At 67.7% G+C, this 19342-nt stretch carries 18 protein-coding genes; 7 read left to right on the top strand and 11 right to left on the bottom strand.

Features of this window, described 5'->3' with window-relative positions:
• Nucleotides 1-283: 283 nt before the first annotated feature.
• Both ABQJ56_RS00740 and mgtA read left to right on the top strand, forming a co-directional pair.
• Nucleotides 284-490 (top strand): hypothetical protein, encoded by a 207-nt coding sequence (locus ABQJ56_RS00740; protein WP_367843073.1) that lies wholly within the window; start codon nt 284-286, stop codon nt 488-490.
• 178 nt (nt 491-668) lie between these two features.
• Nucleotides 669-3305 (top strand): magnesium-translocating P-type ATPase, encoded by a 2637-nt coding sequence (mgtA, locus tag ABQJ56_RS00735; protein ID WP_367843072.1) that lies wholly within the window; start codon nt 669-671, stop codon nt 3303-3305.
• Between the two features lie 129 nt (nt 3306-3434).
• Here the strand turns inward: mgtA and ABQJ56_RS00730 are convergent, their stop codons facing one another.
• Nucleotides 3435-4055, bottom strand: coding sequence for a DedA family protein (locus ABQJ56_RS00730; protein ID WP_367843071.1), 621 nt, complete (start codon nt 4053-4055; stop codon nt 3435-3437).
• A 97-nt stretch (nt 4056-4152) separates the two neighbouring features.
• Complete coding sequence (gene dnaG / locus ABQJ56_RS00725) at nt 4153-5940, bottom strand: DNA primase (RefSeq protein WP_367843070.1); 1788 nt, start codon at nt 5938-5940, stop codon at nt 4153-4155.
• Nucleotides 5941-6082: 142 nt separating this feature from the next.
• Here dnaG and ABQJ56_RS00720 point away from each other — a divergent pair, with 142 nt between their 5' ends.
• Together ABQJ56_RS00720 and ABQJ56_RS00715 are read left to right on the top strand one after the other, a co-directional pair.
• Nucleotides 6083-6718 (top strand): GNAT family N-acetyltransferase, encoded by a 636-nt coding sequence (locus ABQJ56_RS00720; RefSeq protein ID WP_367843069.1) that lies wholly within the window; start codon nt 6083-6085, stop codon nt 6716-6718.
• Nucleotides 6719-6871: 153 nt separating this feature from the next.
• A complete protein-coding gene (locus ABQJ56_RS00715) occupies nt 6872-7147 on the top strand; it encodes a hypothetical protein (protein ID WP_367843068.1) in 276 nt (91 codons plus the stop codon).
• Nucleotides 7148-7371: 224 nt separating this feature from the next.
• Here ABQJ56_RS00715 and ABQJ56_RS00710 read toward each other — a convergent pair whose 3' ends face one another.
• Both ABQJ56_RS00710 and rpsU read right to left on the bottom strand, forming a co-directional pair.
• Nucleotides 7372-7818, bottom strand: coding sequence for a GatB/YqeY domain-containing protein (locus ABQJ56_RS00710; RefSeq protein ID WP_367843067.1), 447 nt, complete (start codon nt 7816-7818; stop codon nt 7372-7374).
• A gap of 183 nt (nt 7819-8001) precedes the next feature.
• Entirely contained in the window at nt 8002-8217 is a 216-nt protein-coding gene (gene rpsU / locus ABQJ56_RS00705) for a 30S ribosomal protein S21 (protein WP_077483322.1), read from the bottom strand.
• 136 nt (nt 8218-8353) lie between these two features.
• Here rpsU and tsaD point away from each other — a divergent pair, with 136 nt between their 5' ends.
• Nucleotides 8354-9376: a tRNA (adenosine(37)-N6)-threonylcarbamoyltransferase complex transferase subunit TsaD gene (gene tsaD / locus ABQJ56_RS00700; RefSeq protein WP_367843328.1), complete on the top strand. Its 1023-nt coding sequence runs from the start codon at nt 8354-8356 to the stop codon at nt 9374-9376.
• Nucleotides 9377-9450: 74 nt separating this feature from the next.
• On the opposite strand, the gene ABQJ56_RS00695 is transcribed toward tsaD, so the two are convergent.
• The 3 genes from ABQJ56_RS00695 to ABQJ56_RS00685 all read right to left on the bottom strand — a co-directional run bounded on the left by ABQJ56_RS00695 (nt 9451) and on the right by ABQJ56_RS00685 (nt 12008).
• Nucleotides 9451-10170: a pseudouridine synthase gene (locus ABQJ56_RS00695; RefSeq protein WP_367843066.1), complete on the bottom strand. Its 720-nt coding sequence runs from the start codon at nt 10168-10170 to the stop codon at nt 9451-9453.
• 117 nt (nt 10171-10287) lie between these two features.
• A complete protein-coding gene (locus ABQJ56_RS00690) occupies nt 10288-11067 on the bottom strand; it encodes an ABC transporter permease (protein ID WP_367843065.1) in 780 nt (259 codons plus the stop codon).
• On the bottom strand, nt 11064-12008 hold the full coding sequence (locus ABQJ56_RS00685; protein ID WP_367843064.1) for an ABC transporter ATP-binding protein: 945 nt from the start codon (nt 12006-12008) through the stop codon (nt 11064-11066). Before ABQJ56_RS00685 ends, ABQJ56_RS00690 begins: the two co-directional genes overlap by 4 nt.
• 95 nt (nt 12009-12103) lie before the next feature.
• Here ABQJ56_RS00685 and ABQJ56_RS00680 point away from each other — a divergent pair, with 95 nt between their 5' ends.
• Entirely contained in the window at nt 12104-12850 is a 747-nt protein-coding gene (locus ABQJ56_RS00680; protein WP_367843063.1) for a ferredoxin--NADP reductase, read from the top strand.
• Between the two features lie 298 nt (nt 12851-13148).
• The gene (locus ABQJ56_RS00675; RefSeq protein ID WP_367843062.1) at nt 13149-13505 is read left to right on the top strand and encodes a hypothetical protein; all 357 of its coding nucleotides are present in this window, start codon (nt 13149-13151) and stop codon (nt 13503-13505) included.
• Nucleotides 13506-13581: 76 nt separating this feature from the next.
• Here the strand turns inward: ABQJ56_RS00675 and ABQJ56_RS00670 are convergent, their stop codons facing one another.
• From ABQJ56_RS00670 to ABQJ56_RS00655, 4 genes are all read right to left on the bottom strand, one after another.
• On the bottom strand, nt 13582-14670 hold the full coding sequence (locus ABQJ56_RS00670) for a fimbrial protein (RefSeq protein WP_367843061.1): 1089 nt from the start codon (nt 14668-14670) through the stop codon (nt 13582-13584).
• A complete protein-coding gene (locus tag ABQJ56_RS00665; RefSeq protein WP_367843060.1) occupies nt 14667-17429 on the bottom strand; it encodes a fimbria/pilus outer membrane usher protein in 2763 nt (920 codons plus the stop codon). Before ABQJ56_RS00665 ends, ABQJ56_RS00670 begins: the two co-directional genes overlap by 4 nt.
• The gene (locus ABQJ56_RS00660) at nt 17426-18172 is read right to left on the bottom strand and encodes a fimbrial biogenesis chaperone (protein ID WP_367843059.1); all 747 of its coding nucleotides are present in this window, start codon (nt 18170-18172) and stop codon (nt 17426-17428) included. The genes ABQJ56_RS00665 and ABQJ56_RS00660 overlap by 4 nt, the downstream gene beginning before the upstream one ends.
• 79 nt (nt 18173-18251) lie before the next feature.
• Nucleotides 18252-18803 (bottom strand): fimbrial protein, encoded by a 552-nt coding sequence (locus ABQJ56_RS00655; RefSeq protein ID WP_367843058.1) that lies wholly within the window; start codon nt 18801-18803, stop codon nt 18252-18254.
• Nucleotides 18804-19342: the final 539 nt, after the last annotated feature.

Below are 19342 nucleotides of genomic sequence, written 5' to 3'. Positions count from 1 at the left end.
CGCCACCGATTCACGTTTCATGCGTTGACTCGATCGCTGCCGCACCGCAAAATACACCGGTCGCGCGATGTGTCACTCTCGCCGGCATCCTGTCCTGACTAACCAAGGCATATGGACGTTTACCCTAGTCGCAACGTCGACATCCGCTCGCATCGGGTGCCGGCAATGCATCACAAGCTGAACGCCTGCGGCAGCCGCCAGCGGTCGGCCGGTCCTTTCCTCGACTAGGAAACGCCGGCCCATCCTCGACGGCGCCGTGCGCCGCAACCGAGGAGATGGGCCCATGAAGCTCCTTCGCGATTTTCTCCGCCTGCGGACTCCCCGCCGCAGCCTGCTCGCCGTACGCCGCGATGCGCGGCGGCGCGTCTTCGTCGTGACCGTGCCGGCACCGCTGGTTCCTCCGTCCGTCGAGCCGCAGCGCCAGGCCGAGGCACGTAACGTCGCGTCCCTGTCGTCGCCGCGTCATCTGCAACTGGCATCCAGTCACTGATGCAGGCGTGTGCGCCCCGCAGGTGCTGGCCTCCGCCAGTGCGGCGGCGGCGCGGCCTGTTGTGTCCGGCGGTCCGCTCGGCCGCCACCAGCCCCACAGCGGACGTTCCGTCCAGCTAGTCGGTCCTGCGCCGACACGCTGCCGCGGCGCGGATTCCCTCGAACAACGGTAGCGATCCATGAGCAAGTCCATCTCCCGCTCGACCGTCAAGGCTGCGGCGCCGGCTCCGGCGCAGGTGCTGGCGGCGCAGGAAGCGTTCCGCGACAACGAAGCCCTGCTGGCCGCGCTCGAGACCACGGTCCACGGCCTGGACGAGGAGCGAATCACCGAGCGCCTGCACCGCGACGGCACCAACGAGGTCTCGCACGAGAAGCCGCCGCACTGGTCGCTGCAGCTGCTGCGCGCGTTCAAGAACCCCTTCATCATCGTGCTGCTGGTGCTGGCCGGCGTGCAGTTGTTCGCCGACGACAGCGACCTCACCGGGCCGATCATCATCGCGGCGATGGTGGGCATCAGCGTGGTGCTGACCTTCACCCAGGAATACCGCTCCTCGCGCGCCGCCGAGAAGCTGAAGGCGATGGTGCGCAACACCGCCACGGTGACGCGGCAGGCTTCCGACGGCCACAGCGAGCAGATCGAGGTGCCGGTGGGCGAGCTGGTGGTCGGCGACATCGTGCACCTGGGCGCGGGCGACATGGTGCCCGCCGACCTGCGCCTGCTTGCGGCGAAGGATCTGTTCATCAGCCAGGCGATCCTCACCGGCGAATCGCTGCCGGTGGAAAAGGCGGCGCCGGTGCATGCGCATGGCGAGGCGGCGGCGGCCAATCCGCTGGATTTGCCCACGGTCTGCTACATGGGCACCAACGTGATTTCCGGCACCGCCAGCGCGGTGGTGGTGGCGACCGGTGCGCGCAGCTACCTGGGTTCGCTGGCGCACAGCATGACCGGCCAGCGCGTGCAGACCAGCTTCGACCGCGGCGTGAACTCGGTGAGCTGGCTGCTGATCCGCTTCATGGCGGTGATGGTGCCGGTGGTGCTGGGCATCCAGTGGTACAAGCAGGGCTTCTGGGAGGCGTTCCTGTTCGCGCTGTCGGTGGCGGTGGGCCTCACCCCGGAAATGCTGCCGCTGATCGTCACCGCGAACCTCGCCAAGGGCGCGATCGCGATGTCCAGGCGCAAGGTGGTGGTGAAGCGGCTCAACGCGATCCAGAACTTCGGTGCGATGGACGTGCTGTGCACTGACAAGACCGGCACGCTGACGCTGGACAAGATCGTGCTGGAACGCCACCTCGACCTCGACGGCGAGGAGAGCGACGAGGCGCTGGAGTATGGCTACCTCAACAGCCGCTTCCAGACCGGCCTGAAGAACCTGATGGACAAGGCGGTGCTGGCGCACCGCGACCTGGAACCGACCGCGGCGCGCTACCGCGTGGTGGACGAGATCCCGTTCGACTTCCAGCGCCGGCGCATGTCCGTCGTCGTGGCGAACGGCGGCGACGAGCACCTGCTGATCTGCAAGGGTGCGGTGGAGGAGATGCTGGCTATCTGCGCCCATGCGCAGGTCGGCGGCACGGTGGAGCCGCTGACCGACGAGCGTCGCCGCGAGATCCGCGCGATGACGCACCGGTTGAACGAAGACGGCCTGCGCGTGCTGGTGGTGGCGGTGCGTCGCGAGCCGGCGGCCGAACGCGCGTGGAGCGTGGCCGACGAGAGCGGACTCACCGCGGTGGGCTGCCTCGCCTTCCTCGACCCGCCGAAGGATTCGGCCGCCACCGCGATCGCCGCGCTGCACGCGCATGGCGTCGAGGTGAAGGTGATCACCGGCGACAACGAGGCGGTGACGCGCAAGATCTGCCGCGAGGTGGGGCTGGACGTCACGCATTCGGTGCAGGGCCGCGAGATCGAGCCGCTGGACGACGAGGCGCTGGATGCGCTGGTCAAGCGCACCACGGTGTTCGCGAAGATGTCGCCGCTGGAGAAGGCGCGCGTGGTGAAGTCGCTGCAGCGCCAGGGCCACACCGTGGGCTTCCTCGGCGACGGCATCAACGACGCACCGGCGCTGCACGACGCCGACGTGGGCATCTCGGTGGATACCGCCACCGACATCGCCAAGGAGTCGGCCGACATCATCCTGCTGGAAAAGAACCTGATGGTGCTGGAGGAGGGCGTGCTGGAAGGCCGCATCACCTTCGGCAACATCATCAAGTACATCAAGATGACCGCCAGCTCGAACTTCGGCAACGTGCTGAGCATGCTGATCGCCAGCGTGTTCCTGCCGTTCGTGCCGCTGCTGCCGCTGCAGATCCTGGTGCTGAACCTGCTCTACGACATCTCGCAGCTGTCGATCCCGTTCGACCGCATGGACGAGGAGTACCTGCGCGTTCCGCGCAAGTGGGACGCCAGCGACATCGGCCGCTTCATGCTGCTGGTGGGGCCGTCGAGTTCGGTGTTCGACATCACCACCTTCGTGCTGCTGTGGTTCGTGTTCGGCGCGAACACGCCGGCGCACCAGTCACTGTTCCAGTCCGGCTGGTTCATCGAGAGCCTGCTTACCCAGACCCTGGTGGTGCACATGATCCGCACGCGCCGCATCCCGTTCCTGCAGAGCAGCGCGGCCGCGCCAGTGCTGGGACTGACCACGGCGATCATCGCGATCGGCATGGTGATTCCGTATACCGGCCTGGGCCACAAGCTCGGCATGCTGGAGATGCCGCCGGTGTATTACGCATGGCTGGCGGCCACCGTGCTGGCCTATTGCGCACTGACCCAGCTGGTGAAGCTGATCTACATCCGCCGCTACGGGCGTTGGCTGTAGCCCGGTACGCTTCCCGTTGCGCGAGCCGCTCCGGCGCCGGAGGGCTGCTTCTGCACACGCGGGGGGAGCAGGCGGTTTCGTGTCGCTGCCGCAGCGGGACGGCTCGGCTGCGCCGCAAGGCCGGGCGTGTCAGTCGTCCTGGCTGATGCGCTGGCGCCGATGGCGCCACCACAGCCACGCCACGCACAACAGCACCAGGCCGAGCAGGAACCACATGCTGTTCTGCCCGCGCTGCATCCACTTCATCAGCCACACGTGGTTGTCGGCGCCGAAATAGCCCAGGTACACCCACACCGGCACGCTGATCAGCGCGGCGGCGGCGTCGATCAGCAGGAAGCGCAGCAGCGACACCCGCCGCGTGGCGCCGGCGGAGAGGTAGATGGTGGTGCGCATGCCGGGCAGGAAGCGGGCGACGAACAGCACGCGGTTGCCGTAGCGCGCGAACTTGTGCTGCACCAGCTCGAAGCGCTCCGGGGGGAGTGCGCGGGCAATCCAGCGCCATTTCAGCATGGCTTCGCCGTAACGGCGGCCGAGCAGGAACACGGTGGCATCGCCGAGCAGTACGCCGATCATGCACAGCGCGAACATCGCGTGCACGTTGGCGTAGCCCAGCCCGGCGATCACGCCGCCGGCGACCAGGGTGACGTCTTCCGGCAACGGCAGGCCGAGGCCGCAGATCGTCAGCGCGATCCACACCGCGAGGTAGCCGTTCTCGGCGAAGATCGTGACCAGTCGTTCAAGCAGATCCATCGGCGTCCCTGCGGGGTGTGGGGCATGCGTCGCGGCATGATCCCACACAGCTGCACGACAAGCTTTCCGCAATGCGGTGCCCGCCCGGCATGCGCGCTCAGTCCGGCACGGCGGCGGGCCGCACGCGCGCGGCCAGCAGGTCGCGCAGCTCGGCCTTCTCGGCGTCGTCGAGCGGGCCGCTGCGCATCTTCGCGTGCAACGCTTCGCGGCGCAGCGCCACGGCCTGCTCGCCCATGCGCTGCAGGGCGTCCATGAACTCGGTGCGTTGCGCCTCCGGCTCGCCCACCACCGCGGCGGCCATCAGCTTTTGCAGCGCGGGATACTCCGGCCGCTCGGCGAAGTGCTCCACCAGCATCGCGGGATTGATGCCGGGGCGGCTGCGCGCGAGGTCGAGCAGTTCGGCGAGCAGGTCCACGCCGGGCTTGTCCAGTCGCAGGAAGCGGTAGGGCTTCTCGACCTGGTCGGCCATGCCGGGCTGGGCCAGCAGCAGGGCGATCGCGCTGCGCACCAGCGAGCGCTGCGCCGTGGTCGGCCGCTGCACCGCGCGACGCGCGGCGGGATCGGCCTGCAGGCGCGCGCTGGCACCGCTGCGTTTTTCCAGCTCCTGCGCCATCAGGTCGCGGAACGCGCCGTCGGGCAGCCGCGCGATCAGCGGGCGCGCGCGCTCGGCGAGGCGCGCGCGACCGTCGAGGCTGGCCATGTCCACGTCGCGCGCCAGCTCGTCGAAGAAGTAGTCGGACAGCGGCGTGGCGTTCTTCAGGCGCTGCTCGAAGCCTTCCCTGCCTTCCTTGCGCACCAGCGTGTCCGGATCCTCGCCGTCGGGAAGGAACAGGAAGTAGGCCTGCCGCCCGTCGCGCAGGCGCGGCAGCGCGGCGTCCAGCGCCTTCCACGCGGCGGCGCGGCCGGCGCGGTCGCCGTCGAAGCAGAACACCACGTCGGGCGCGGCGCGGAACAGCAGCTCGGTGTGCTCGGGCGTGGTGGCGGTGCCCAGCGTGGCCACCGCGATCGGCAGGCCCGCCTGGTGCAGCGCGATCACGTCCATGTAGCCCTCCACCACCACGATGCGCTGCAGGTTCGCGTTGGCCTGCTTCACCTGCCACAGCGCGAACAGCTCGCGGCCCTTGTGGAACAGCGGGGTTTCCGGCGAGTTGAGGTATTTGGGGCCGTCACTTTTGCGCGCGTCCTGCGCGCCGGAATCAAGAACCGGCGATCCCTCGACGGACTTTTGAATGACCCTTCCTCCAAACGCTATGACGCGCCCGCGGCGGTCGAGGATGGGGAACATCAGCCGTTCGCGGAAGCGGTCGTACTTGCTGCCGCGCTCGCCGCTGGAAACCATGCCGGCTTCGGTCAGCAGCTCCATCCGCCGCGGGCTGTTGCCCAGCGCCTTGATCACGCCGTCGTAGCCGGCCGGCGCCCAGCCGAGGCGGAAGCGCGCGATGGTGTCGGCATCCAGCCCGCGCTTCCTGCAGTACGCCTGCGCTTCGGCGCTGCGTGGCAACTGTTCCTGGTACCAGGTCGCGCTGGCGTCGAGCAGGGCGTAGAGATCGGTCTTGTCCTCGCGCGGGCGCTCGTCGCGGCCGCCTTCGCGCGGTACGGCGAGGCCCACCGACTGCGCCAGCTCCTCCACCGCGTCGGGGAACTCCAGCCGCTCGTAGTCCATCAGGAACTTGATCGCGCTGCCGTGCGCGCCGCAGCCGAAGCAGTGGAAGAACTGCTTGGCGGGGCTGACGTAGAACGAGGGCGTGCGCTCGTCGTGGAACGGGCAGCACGCCGTCCACTCGCGCCCGGCCTTCTTCAGCGGCACGCGCCGCTCGATCACGTCGACGATGTCGACGCGGGCGAGCAGTTCGTCGATGAAGCTGTCGGGGATCAGGCCGCGCATAAGTGCCCTAGTTTAGAGGCTGGACTTCCCATGGGGGCGGAACCGGCCAGCAGGGGTGGCGGTCCGGCCAATCCGCGGACCGGCAGCCCGTGGCGCCCACGGTGCTGGTTAGCATGCGCAAGGCTTCGGCGAGGGAAGGGCGATGGCAGATGATCCGTCGGTGCAGTTCCGTGCGGCCACTCCGCAGGACGTGGAGGCGGCCGTGCCGTTGATCCACAGCTCCGGCCCCGCGGCATTCGACCATGTGTTCACCCTGCCCGGACGCGGCGATGCGCAGGCCTTCCTGCGCCACGCCTTCGTCGACGGCGCCGGCGAGTTCGGCTGGCGCAACCATGTCGTGGGCGAACTGGAGGGCATGGTAGTGGCCGTGGGCGCGGGCTACGGCGGCGAGACGGCGCTGGCGTTCACGCTGGCCGCGGCGCGGCAGATCCTCAGGCACTACGGCCTGCGCCACGCGCCCGGGGTGATCGCGCGTGGACTCCGGGTGGAGCGGGTGATGCCGCCGCCTTCGCGCGGGATGCATTACCTGGCGCACCTCGGCGTGTCGCCCGCCCTGCGCGGGCAGGGCATCGGGCAGGCGCTGATCGAGGAACTGATCCGGCGCGGGGTGCAGGCGGGCCGTCGCCGCATGGTGCTGGACGTGGCCGTGAGCAACCCGCGCGCGCAGGCGCTGTACGGGCGGCTGGGCTTCGCGGTGACCGGCGAGCGACGCTCCGCGCTGGCGAATGCGCAAGGCACGGTGCCGGATCACCGGCGGATGGAGCGCATGGCGGGTTAGGGCTCGCCCGCCGCATGCAGGGGGCGACGGAAGCGGATTGCCCGCGGTTGCCGGCTTGTTGCGATGCGCGTGGCTTGCGCCCGGCCGGCGCCCCCGGCAAGCTGCCGCGGCGGTCGATCCGGGGAGTGGGCGATGCTGTTGACGGCAATGCGGATGCGCAGGCAGCGCGCGATCGTGCGCGCGTTCGAGCAGGCCGGCGCGCTCGCGGCGGACCGCGCGTGCAGCGCGGAAGAGCTGGGTGTGCGCGTGGATTTTGCCTGGCAGCAGCTGGCCAGCCTCGCCGTGCTGCGCAGCCCCGCCTCGGGACGCTGGTTCCTGGATCGCGCGAACTGGCAGCGATTGTGCCGGCGCCGCTGCGTGCTGGCGGCGGCCGTGGTGGTCGGCCTGTTGCTGATGCTGCTGTTCGCGTATTCGATGAGCTGGCGCTGACAGGTCGTCGAGAAACAGCCGGGTGGCCCGATCCATGGACGGATCGCACGCCCATCATGCACGCCAGTGCTTGATGGGCGGAGCCGGGGCCGGACAAATCCGCATGGAACGGATTCGGACGACCGAAGGTTGGCCCGCAGGGGCCGCTTCACGGATGAAGCGGGCACATGCGCCGGGCCCGGCGAGTTGAGAAAGTGCGGGAAGGCACTTTCCCAGCCTGAGGATTACCCCGCCAGCTTCGCCTTGATCCGCGCCGAGACCTGGGCCATGTCGGCGCGCCCGGCGGCCTGTTCCTTCACCGCGGCCATCACCTTGCCCATGTCGCGCGGCGAGCTGGCGCCGGTGGCGGCGATGGCCCGGGCGATCAGCGCGTCGAGTTCGGCCTCGTCCAGCTGGGCGGGCAGGTAGGCCTCGATCACCGTCATCTCGGCGCGTTCGACGTCGGCCAGGTCCTCGCGGCCGGCGGCGGCGTACTGGCTCACCGAGTCGCGGCGCTGCTTGAGCATCTTCTCCAGCACGGCCAGGATCTGGGCGTCGTCCAGTTCGATGCGCTCGTCCACCTCGCGCTGCTTGATTGCGGCCAGCACCAGCCGGATCACGCCGAGGCGATGCTTGTCGCCGCCGCGCATGGCGGTCTTCATGTCGTCGGTGAGCTGCTGCTTGAGCGTCATGGCGGGCGTCCCGGGTGGCGGAAAGTGGATTTTACGGAAACGACAAAGCCGGCGTTGCCTTGCGGCAACACCGGCCTTCGTGTCCGGATGCGGGCGGTGGCTGCGAGCGTCCGCGCCGACCGCGTTTCCTGCATGCACGGCGCCGGGCGCCGCTGTCCGCCAGGGAGGCGGACCCAGGGAAACTCAGTACAGCCGGGTCTTGCGCGAGACGTCGCGCGACAGGCGGCGCAGGTGGCGCTTCACCGCGGCGGCACGCTTGCGCTTGCGCTCCTGGGTCGGCTTCTCGTAGAACTCGCGCTTGCGGGTCTCGGCCAGGACACCGGCCTTCTCGCAGGTACGCTTGAAACGACGCAGCGCGATCTCGAACGGCTCGTTCTCGCGGACTTTGACGTTGGGCATGGATACTCCGGGTGTTAATCTGTCCCGCTTCCGGGACTGTTGAATATGGCGAGCCGCGAAGTATACCGTGTCTGACGACAGATTTTCAAAGCCACCATCCGCGGCTGCCAGCGGCCTGCCCGTGACGGGCAAACCGGTGCTGGGCATCGAATCCTCCTGTGACGAGACCGGCGTGGCGATCCTGCGCTGGGAGCCGGACGCACCGGGCAAGGGCCTGCTGGCCCATACCCTGTATAGCCAAATCAAGCTGCACGCCGACTACGGCGGGGTGGTGCCGGAGCTGGCCAGCCGCGACCACGTGCGCAAGCTGCTGCCGCTGGTGCGCGAGGCGCTGGCCGAGGCCGGCCTGCGGCCAGCCGACCTGGGCGGGGTGGCCTACACCGCCGGCCCCGGCCTGGTCGGCGCCCTGCTGGTGGGCGCGGCGGCGGGCCGGGCGCTGGCCTGGGCGCTGGGCGTGCCGGCGATCGGGGTGCACCACATGGAAGGCCACCTGCTGGCGCCGCTGCTGGAGGACGACCCGCCCAGGCCGCCGTTCGTGGCCCTGCTGGTATCCGGCGGGCACTCCATGCTGGTCGAGGTGAAGGCGATCGGCGAGTACACCATCCTGGGCGACACGCTGGACGACGCCGCCGGCGAGGCCTTCGACAAGACCGCCAAGCTGATGGGCCTGCCGTACCCCGGCGGCCCGGCGCTGGCCAGGCTGGCCGAGCAGGGCCGGCCCGGCGCGTTCCGCTTCTCGCGGCCGATGACCGACCGGCCCGGGCTGGATTTCAGCTTCTCCGGCCTCAAGACCCAGGTACTGCTGGCCTGGCAGCAGTCCGACCAGTCGGAGCAGACCCGCGCCGACATCGCCCGCGGTTTCGAGGAGGCGATCGTCGACACCTTGCTGATCAAGTGCCGCCGCGCGCTGGAAGCCACGGGCGTCCACAGCCTGGTGATTGCCGGCGGCGTGGGCGCGAACCGCCGCCTGCGCGCGGAACTGGCCGCGGCCGGCGAAAAGGACGGCTTCCGCAGCTATTTCCCGCGCCTCGCGTTCTGCACCGACAACGGCGCGATGATCGCGCTGGCCGGCGCGATCCGGCTGGCCAGCGGCCAGCACCAGAGCGAGGCGGTCGAGGTGCGCCCGCGCTGGAACCTGGAAGATCTGCCGGCGGCCTGAGTGACCTTTGCGATCATCCCTGATCGCGAAAATCAAACGGGCGGCCATCCGCGGCTGCACTTTTCAATGGAATCTCACCACTGCGTGCGGCCGGGCAGCAGACCCTTCAGCTCGGCGTCGGTGAGGTTGCGCCACTGCCCCGGCTTCAGGTGGCCGAGCTTGACGTTGACGACGCGCACGCGGCGCAGCTGGGTGACGCGGTAGCCGAACGCGGCCGCCATCAGGCGGATCTGCCGGTTCAGGCCCTGGGTGAGCACGATGGCGAAGCCGAACTTGGCGATCTTGCGCGTGCGGCAGGGCCTGGTCATCTGCCCGTGGATGCGCACGCCCTTGGCCATGCCGGCGAGGAATTCCTCGGTGACCGGCTTGTTCACCGCCACCAGGTATTCCTTCTCGTGGTGGTTCTCCGCGCGCAGGATCTCGTTGACGATGTCGCCGTTGCTGGTGAGCAGGATCAGCCCTTCCGAATCCTTGTCCAGCCGGCCGATCGGGAAGATGCGCTGCGGGTGGTCGACGAAGTCCACGATGTTGCCATCGATGCTCTGGTCGGTGGTGCAGGTGATCCCCACCGGCTTGTTCAGCGCGATGTAGACCGCCTTCTTCGCGGCCGGCGTGGCGGCGAGGATGCGTGCCTTGACGACTTCGCCGTCCACGCGCACCTCGTCGCCCTCCAGCGCCTTGGCGCCGGTGCCGACGACCTCGCCGTTGATGGTGACGCGCCCGGTCGCGAGCCACTCGTCCGCCTCGCGGCGCGAGCACAGGCCGGCTTCGCTGATGTATTTGTTGACGCGCATGGGTGGAATATTTCCGAGACCTTCAATGCCGTCATTCCGGTGAAAGCCGGAATCCAGTGCCTTGATGCGCGGAAAGGCACTGGATCCCCGCATTCGCGGGTATGGCGATCGAGAGCGTTACGAACGCAGTCCCACGCCGCGCTTGAGCAGCTGCAGCCCGAACGCGGCGAGCGCGACCACGAAGCCCAGCATCACCACGAAGGCCACGCCCACGTGCACGTCGCTGATGCCGAGCACGCCGTAGCGGAACGCGTTGACCATGTACAGGATCGGGTTGATCCGCGAGATCGCCTGCCACGGCTCGCCCAGCATCTGGATCGAGTAGAACACGCCGCCGAGGTAGGTGAGCGGAGTGAGGATGAAGGTGGGCACCAGGGCGATGTCGTCGAACTTCTTCGCGTACACCGCGTTGACGAAGCCGGCCAGCGAGAAGATCACCGCGCCCAGCAGCACCGAGGCGAAGGTGATCAGCGGGTGCGCGATGTGCAGCGAGGTGAAGAACAGCGCGATGCCGAGCACCAGCACGCCCACCGCCAGGCCGCGCGTCACCGCGCCGGTCACGTAGCCGGTGAGGATCACCCAGTCCGGCATCGGCGACACCAGCATCTCCTCCACCGCGCGGCTGAACTTGGCGCCGAAGAAGGAGCTGGAGATGTTGCCGTAGCTGTTGGTGATGATGCTCATCATCACCAGGCCGGGCACGATGTACTGCATGTAGGTGTAGCCGCCCTGGATCGTGCCGATGCGGCTGCCGATCAGCTTGCCGAAGATCACGAAGTACAGCGTCATGGTGATCGCGGGCGGGATCAGCGTCTGCGTCCAGATGCGCAGGATGCGCACGATCTCGCGGCGCACGATGGTGTTGAGGGCGACCAGGTTGGCGGCTGCGTTGCTCATGCGGCCAGCTCCTGGCCGTTGCGGCCCTGTTCCACCAGTCGCACGAACAGCTCTTCCAGCCGGTTGGTCTTGTTGCGCATCGAGGTCACCGTGATGCCGTGCGCGCTGAGTGCCGCGAACAGCGAGTTGAGGTCGTGCGTGCGCGCCATCTCCGCCTCCAGCGTGTGCTCGTCCACGCGGCGCAGCGCCACCCCGGGCAAGGCGGGCAGGCCGTTCGGCACCTGCGTCGCGTCGAGCACGAAGGTCTCCACGTCGAGCTTGGCCAGCAGCTGCTTCATCGTGGTGTTCTCCACGATCGTGCCGTGGTCGATGATCGCGATGTTGCGGCACAGCTGCTCGGCTTCCTCCAGGTAGTGCGTGGTGAGGATCACCGTGGTGCCGGCCGCGTTGATGCCGCTGATGAACTGCCACATCGAGCGGCGGATCTCGATGTCCACGCCGGCGGTGGGTTCGTCCAGGATCAGCAGCTTCGGTTCGTTCATCATCGCGCGGGCGATCATCAGGCGCCGCTTCATGCCGCCGGAGAGCATGCGTGCCTGGTGCTGCGCCTTGTCCCACAGGCGCAGTTCCTTCAGGTACTTCTCCGCACGCTCGGCGGCGATCTTCCGCGGGATGCCGTAGAAGCCCGCCTCGTTGACGCAGATGTCGAACGGCTTCTCGAACTGGTTGAAGTTGATCTCCTGCGGCACCAGGCCGATCAGCTTCATCGCCTCGTTGCGCTGCCGGTTGACGGAGACGCCGAACACCTGCGCATCGCCGCCGCTGGAATTCACCAGCGAGGAGAGGATGCCGATCAGGGTGGACTTGCCGGCGCCGTTCGGGCCGAGCAGGGCGAAGAAGTCGCCGGGCTGCACGGTCAGCGAGACGCCCTTGAGGGCCTCCACGCCGTTGCCGTAGGTCTTGCGCAGATTGTCGACGACGAGCGCGGGGATGGAACTCATGGGCTGCACCGAAGGGGGTGAGCCTCCTATTATAGCGGGCCGCCTTTCGCCGCCCGGCCTTTCCGGGTGCACACACTGTTTCCCGGAACCTGTTCATGGCCGACCATTTCCAGCTACGCCTCGTCGACAGCCGCATGCTGGCGCCCACCGTGCGCCACCTCGCGTTCGAGCGCGTGGACGGCCAGCCGCTGGCCTTCGTGCCGGGGCAGTTCCTGCAGATCCACTTCCACTACGACGACGGCACGCCCACCAAGCGCAGCTATTCGGTGGGCACCGTGGGCGACGGAAGTTCGCCCGTGGCGCGCATCGAGATCGCGGTGAGCTACGTGGACGGCGGTGCGGCCACCAAGCTCCTGGGCGAGCTGCCGACCGGCGGCGTGATCGACGCCAGCGGCCCCTACGGCCGCTTCTGCCTGCAGGCCGGCGACGTGCACCCGCGCTACCTGCTGCTCGCCACCGGCACCGGCGTCACCCCGTACCGCGCGATGCTGCCGCAGATCGAAAAGCTGCTCGCCGCCGGTGGCCGCGAGGTGGTCCTGCTGTACGGCGCCCGCAACGAAACCGAGCTGCTCTACGGCGAGGAATTCGAGGCCTTCGCCCAGACCCATCCCGGCTTCACCTTCCACGGCTGCCTCAGCCGCCAGCCGCGCGCCGTGCCACGTGCCTCCGACCGCAGCGGCCACGTGCAGGGCGTGCTGGCCGAGCTTGCGCCGCACGAAGGCCGCGACATCGCCTATCTCTGCGGCAATCCCAACATGGTCGACGCCGCCTTCACCGCGCTGAAGGAATGCGGCTTGCCGGTGCCGCAGATCCGGCGGGAGAAGTACATCTCGTCGCGATAGGCATGGTCGTGTCGCGGGTATCGGGTGTTTCCTGGTGGACCGGTGGCCTGGCTCGCCGTGCGCGGCCCGGCGCGGCCTTCAAGTTTGTTGCCTCGGTGTCGATAAGTCGCTCGCAGCCGCAGACGCGGTTTTCACCGCCCGTTCGTTAAATAGGGCGGCCGCAAATCGGTTGCCGTCAAAAATGTGATTCTCATCACATTCCGGAAGGCAACGCCGACGCACGCCATCAAGTCCAGGAATGAGGTGCCGATGGGCCTCTCAAGGCATGCAATTTCTCGCGTGCCAGGCGAGGTGGGTCATGCGCGCTCGGTATCGCTGGATGGTCGGTTCGCTCGTCGCGCTGGCGATGTCAAGCGCGTGGGCGGGCGGGGGGCGGATCGAATTCAGCGGCGCGGTGCTGGAGCCCACATGTGCGACCGACGCGATACCGGTCGGCCCGGCCAGTCCGCTGTCGCCACAGGCCGCGCAGGCACCCCGCCATCTGGCTTGCGGCCAGACCGCGACCGATGCCGGTCGGACCTATTCACGCACCGTGCAAACCATCGACGCGACGAGCGCCGCCAATGAGCGCCTGCTCGGTTACTTCGCCAGCTACGCGCCGGCCGGACCTGACGGCAAGCCGGTGGCCGGCCTGATAGTGCGTACCTACGATTGATACCGGATCCGGGCGGTCGCCGCGCGACTCGCGGCGTCGCCGATCCATCGTCCGACGCAAGCGGTGACTCGCACGGTTACTGGTAGGTCAACGTGTAGGTAGCCGTGGCACTGACCTGACCAACGGTCACGTCGTTCCGGGAGTCTTGATAATAGCGTGCGTAAAAGGGCAGGCTCATGCTGCCGTTCTGAGTGGCGCCCTCGGGGATGGCGGTGCCGAATTTGACGGGAGTGACACCGTCCTGCTGGAGGATCTGTACGCCTACGTTCTTGGCGTACCCGGTGCCGGGGGTGTTTTTGATCACGCCAAGGTTCGCGTTGCCATAACCGTTGGCGGTGCTCAAGGTGATCCGGAGATTGGAGCCCGCGGCGCAATTCAATTGCACCTGGAACGGCTGTTGGCCTGCAGTGGAGCCGCTGCCGTTGAACGCCGTGACGGATACCGCCGAGAGCGTCACCACGGTGGGATCGACAGCTGCCGTGCAGGTGGGAATGACAAAGTTGATGTTGGTTATCTTGAAAATCTCGACAGGTTTCGAGCCGCTCGTCATGTCGACATTCCACTGCGCGAGCTGCCCGGCAGGAATGGTCATCTGCTGCGTGGTGCCTTGCTGGCCCTGGGGAATGGGGCCGGTCACCACCAGCTGCAGGGCAGAAGCCACGCTGAAAGCAACGCCATTGCTATTTGCCGGTACGGATGCATTGTTCGGATAGGACGACAAGGGCGAGGATGTATCCGGATGTAGGATCCGGAAGGACAACCATGGAAGATTGGTGGGAAAGAGGGTCGCGTCGCTGCCCGTAGGTGGGCCGTAGGCACTCACGATGCCGTTGTTGGTGGTGCCCGTGCAGGTGAGGGTGGGATAGCTTGCAGGGGTGGCCTGCGACGACGTCCACAGGATGGTTCCTATGGCGGTGCCGGTGCTCGACAGGGTGATCTGGCCACCAGGTGGTGAGAACGTCACCGTGCCGGGATTGTTGGTGTTGGAGCAATTGGCGTGGACGCGGCCGGACAGGACCAGCGCAACCAAGGCCAGCAGAAGCGCCGTCCACTGCCCACGAGCGGCACGTGTTTGCGCATGTGCCCGGACGGCAACGGCTCGTCCGACCACACGGCAGGGTGCGTGATGCAGCGCCGACGCGCCGACGGTTGTATTGCAGGTCATGCCCCACCCTCTTTCTGCGGCTGTGCCGCGGCATGGCGCACGACGCACGTGGCCTGGATCTGCTGGTACGCCGCCGCGGCCTTGCCGGAACCGGGCAGCGTGTACGGGAAAGCGCAAGCATGCGCCACGCCTTGTTCATCGTCCCACTGGACATTGAGCTCGCCACTAGGCCCGACGCCGCGCAGCAGCGTCATACCGGCCTGTCCGACCACGCCAAGCGCTTCGTTCTTGGCATTGAACACCTGTGCACCGAACGGCGCCGGCGTGCCGTCGGACAGGCGGATGCGCGCAATCAGCGGGTGGCCGGACTTGCTCTTGAAATCCACCATCACCACGGCGCCGGCATACGGTGCCACCTGCGCGCTGGTGGCGTCCATTTGCACCCCCAGCGGCAGGCCCTGAGGGTCGATCTGGATGGTGTCGAGCTGGTACGGGGTGAGGTACGGCACCAACGCGTAGCCGGCGCGGTCCACGCTGAGGCCGGGCGCGCTGAGGATGTGCGCGCCCGCGGCGCCGGGCGCGTGCACGATGGCGACGGTGTCGCCGGTCGACTGGCCGAAGGTGATGCCGCCCGCGTGGATGGCCACCGCGCCGCTGGCGCCGACGGATGCCTGCGAGTAACCGCTGCCGTTGCCCACGCTGGCGTTGAACGTGGCGTAGGGGCTGTTGTAGCCGGCGTTCACGCTGTAGGCGTTGCCGATGTCGTTGCCGCCGTGCGAGGCGGTGGCGCCGTAGGTGAACTGGTTCCACTGGCCCAGCGTGCCGTTGAGGGTGGCCTGTTCCTGCGTGCCGCCGCTGGTGTCGTGGTCGAGATTGAACGAGATGCTGGGCGTATGCGCGGAGTTGCCCAGCGGCAAGCTGGCGTTGAAGGAAACCTGGTTGTCGTAGCCGCCCAGCGCCATGCGCCCGCGGCTGACCGAGACGCCATAGGTCAGGCGCCCGAAATGGTTGTCGTAGCCCACCTGGAACTGGGTGTCGTTGCCGCCGCGATTCCAGTAGCTGTTGATCGTGGCGTTGGCGTACAGCGAGCCGCCACTCTGCCCCAGCTGCTGGTTGAGCGTCAGGGTGAAGCGGTTGCGCTGCTGCAGCAGGCCGCGGGCGGTGTAGAGATTGCTGTTGTTGTAGACGGTGCCGCTCAGTGCCGCGAGCTGGGCCGGCGTGAGCAGGCTCTGCACCGGCAGGCCGTCGATCGTCTGCACGTTCGACGGCTGGTATTGCAGCGCGTCCATGCCATGGTTGGCGTAGTAGCGTGCGGTCTCGGCGTCGCCCAGGCTCAGGAAGCCGCTGGTGGAGTAGCGGTCGGCGGCGACGCTCAGTGACGTATTGGTTTCCGGGATGATCTTGCTGTAGCTGATGCGGAAGCTCTGTCCGTCGTAGGTGCCATGGCCGGGGATGCTCGCATGGGCCTGCGTGATGTCCAGCGCCAGCGCACCGAAGCGCGTGTTGAAGGCGCCGCCGACCAGCGCCGCGGCGTAACCTTCCGAACCCTGCACGCCGGCATAACCGGTGAGGCGGTTGGTGAAGCCGTGCTGCACCGTGGCCTGGACCACGTTGGGTCGATCCTGCAAGGTGGTATCGCGCAGCTGGCCGGCGGCGATGTCGAAACGGGTGACGCCGGGGCGCAACGATTGCGCCACCGAAGCGTAGGGCACGGTGACGCTGTGCTGGCGGCCATCGGCTTCCGTCACGTTCACGATCAGGTCGCCGCCGTAGCCGGTGGGGTAGAGATCGTCGATCACGAACGGGCCGGGGGCGACGGTGGTCTGGTAGATCTGCACGCCGTTCTGGGTCACCGTGACCTTGGCATTGGTGTAGGCCACGCCGCGCACCACCGGCGCATAGCCGCGCAGCGACTGCGGCAGCATGCGGTCGTCGGTGCCCAGCTGCACGCCGCGCAGGGCATAGCTGTCGAATACGGCGCCGTCGGTATAGCTGTCGCCGACGCTCAGTTCGGCGCCCAGCCCGGGCAGCGCGCGCTGCACATAGGTGTCGATGTTGTGCCAGTGGCGCTGGCTCGGCTGGCCGGTGCCCGACTGCAGCGTGGCGGTGCTGTCCTGCCGGAACTGCCAGAGGCCGATGTTGAAGCCGGAGCGCAGCCCCAGGTAGGTGCTGGTCTGGTCCCGCCCGTTGCTGGTGGTGCGGTAGCTGTTGAGGTTGTAGTTGAGCAGGAAGGCCGGCACGCCCGCATCCCACGAGGACGGGTTGACCCAGCCGCGCGGTCGCTGGTTCATGTAGATCTGCGGCACGCTGGCGTCCATGCGCAGGGAGGGCATGTCGAAGGACAGCGTGGCGCCGGGGATCAGGTCGCCGAGGCTCACGCAGTCGGACGGGGACGACAGCCTCGCAGCCGCTTCGGCGCCGGTCTTGGCGGGTACAAGACCCATGCGGTCGAGCAGTTCGGTGCTCACGCAAGGCACCGCGTTGGCGTCCTTGGACGGCGCGCTGAAGCGCACGTCCATGCGGCCCACCCAGTTCTGGTTGAGATAGACGTCGAGGTTGTAGATGCCGGGCAGTACCGGGTTTCCGTGCTCGAAGCGCGAGAGGTCCGTGGTGGTGCCCTGTCCGGCACCCGCCAGCATGCTGCGGTCGAAGTTAGCGAAGCCGCCGCTGGCGCTGGCGTCGGGCGATGCATCCGCGGTGCCGGCGGCCCATGCAGGACAAGGACAACCCGTGGCGGCAGCCAGCGCCAGGCCACACGCCACCGCGAGCGCCGCATGGCGCACGGTCGGGTGGCGGCGCATGGCGCGGCGCAGGGTCATGGCGTCACGGCACCCTTGTGGATGTCGGTCGCGCCGTAGTCGTTGATGGTGGCGAAGGTGACCGGCGTGCCAACGGCCGGCGCCTTCGCCAGGCCCTTCAGCGGCAGACGCAGGTCGCCGAACGGCGCGATCATGCCGGTGGCGCCATCGAGCGATTTGCCGTCGGCGCCGAACGAAACCGAGCTGATCGTCACGTAGTACGGGGTGGGGTTGTGCGCTTCCAGCGCCGCACCCGGACCGTCGGCAACCTTGAAGCTCAGCTTGTCGGGCGCCTGTATCGCGTTACCCGGCAGGTTGGCCGGGCGATAGAACAGCTTCAGCCGCGAACGTATCGCGAACTGCAGGTAGTTGCGGCCGGCGTATTGCGGACCGCTGGGCTTGGGCGGGACTTCCAGCACGTTCAGCCAGAACAGCGACTCGCGGTCGGCTGGCAGCGGCTGGGAGCCCTGCGTATAGATGATCCGCAGGCTCTGGTCCTTGTGCGCATCCATGCGGAACAGCGGCGGCGTGATCAGGAACGGCGTGCTGACGCTGTCCGGCGTCGATTTGGAGTCGCCCGTGTCGATCCACGCCTCGACCAGCGCGGGATGGTCGCCCTGGTTGGACAGGCGCACGGTGTCCTCGCCCTGCTGGGCGGGAAACACTACGCGGGTGCCGCCGATCACGACGCTGGCATGGGCCGGCAACGTTGCCAGGCACAAAGCGACCGAAGCCGCGCCAAGTGCACGGGTGAGGATCTTCATGGGGTATCTCTTGCGAGGGTGTCGGTCCGCAACGGGCTGCCGCATTCCTGCAAATACGGCAGCCCGCCCGCATGGACCCTTAGTTGTAGGTCAGCGTGAAGGCGACCGACGCGGTCACCGTGCCGGCAGTGATGGCCGTGGCGGTCGGCTGGTAGTACTGCGCCTGGTAACTCAGCGTGGCGCCGCCGGTGCCATTGATGGTGGCGCTGACCGGGTTGGGGTTCGTGTTGAGGTTGATGGCGGTACCCGAACCGTCGGTCATCTGGACTTCGACATTGGAGAAGGTCGCGCCAGTCGCGTTCTTGACGGCGCCGGTCGTCCCATCGATGTTGGCGCTGCCGCTGAACGACGCACCCACCACGACACCCGACGGCGTCGTCGGGCAGCCGGTGAGGTTGAGCGAGAAGGGCGTCAAGCCCGCAGTGGAGCCCTGCGCAGTGAAGACGGTCTTGACCACATCGGGCAGCGCGACTGACACGATGCCGCCAGATGCGTTGCTCACGGTGCAGGTCGAGGACAGGACCTTGCCGTTGAAGGTGATGGTGCCGTCGGTTGCGCGGGCAACCTGCGGAGCGAACGCTGCAATGCCGAAACCGGCAATCAGGGCAGCGGAAAGTAGCGTCTTGGTCATGGTGTTTCCTTGGGTTTGCGAGTGGTGTTGGGCGATTTGCAACAGCTTGTCGGTGTTCCATGGCGGACTTGCGGTGCCACTCTTCCAACAGGCGGTGAGGCAAGCTGTCGTGGTGGGGTTGAGCAAGGACCGGGCCAAAGTGTGATGCACTTCCCACTTTGCAGTCCAGGCAAGCCATCCTCGTCCGGAATTTTTGGGTGCCGTGTCGTGTCCCGTAGCGGTGATTTGCTGCGCGTTGGCGTGTTATCTCGGCATTTTCATGGAAAATGATCGCTTTTAGCGTGCTTTAGGAGCGCAAAGGTCAATCAGCCGCTGCTGAAGGCAGCCGGACATCGAGGCTGGCGACAGGCGCTGTCGCCTGAACGGCAGATCCCGCCTTGGCGTGGGATGGTTTCGCGATCAAATCTCGGACAATTGCTGTAATGGGACAGGTGGCCGGCCGCGGTGCCCCCTGACGTCAATAAATGACGTTGCGCCACTTGACCGTTGGGCGGGCAAGGGCGGTCCGGCTTCCTCGGTGCGGAGTCGAGGCGCGATGG

It is taken from the genome of Rhodanobacter geophilus, from assembly GCF_040812275.1.
GTDB classification, from domain to species: Bacteria; Pseudomonadota; Gammaproteobacteria; order Xanthomonadales; family Rhodanobacteraceae; genus Rhodanobacter_A; species Rhodanobacter_A geophilus.
Note: the sequence above shows the minus strand (reverse complement) of the source record. Positions and strands in the feature narration are given on the sequence as shown.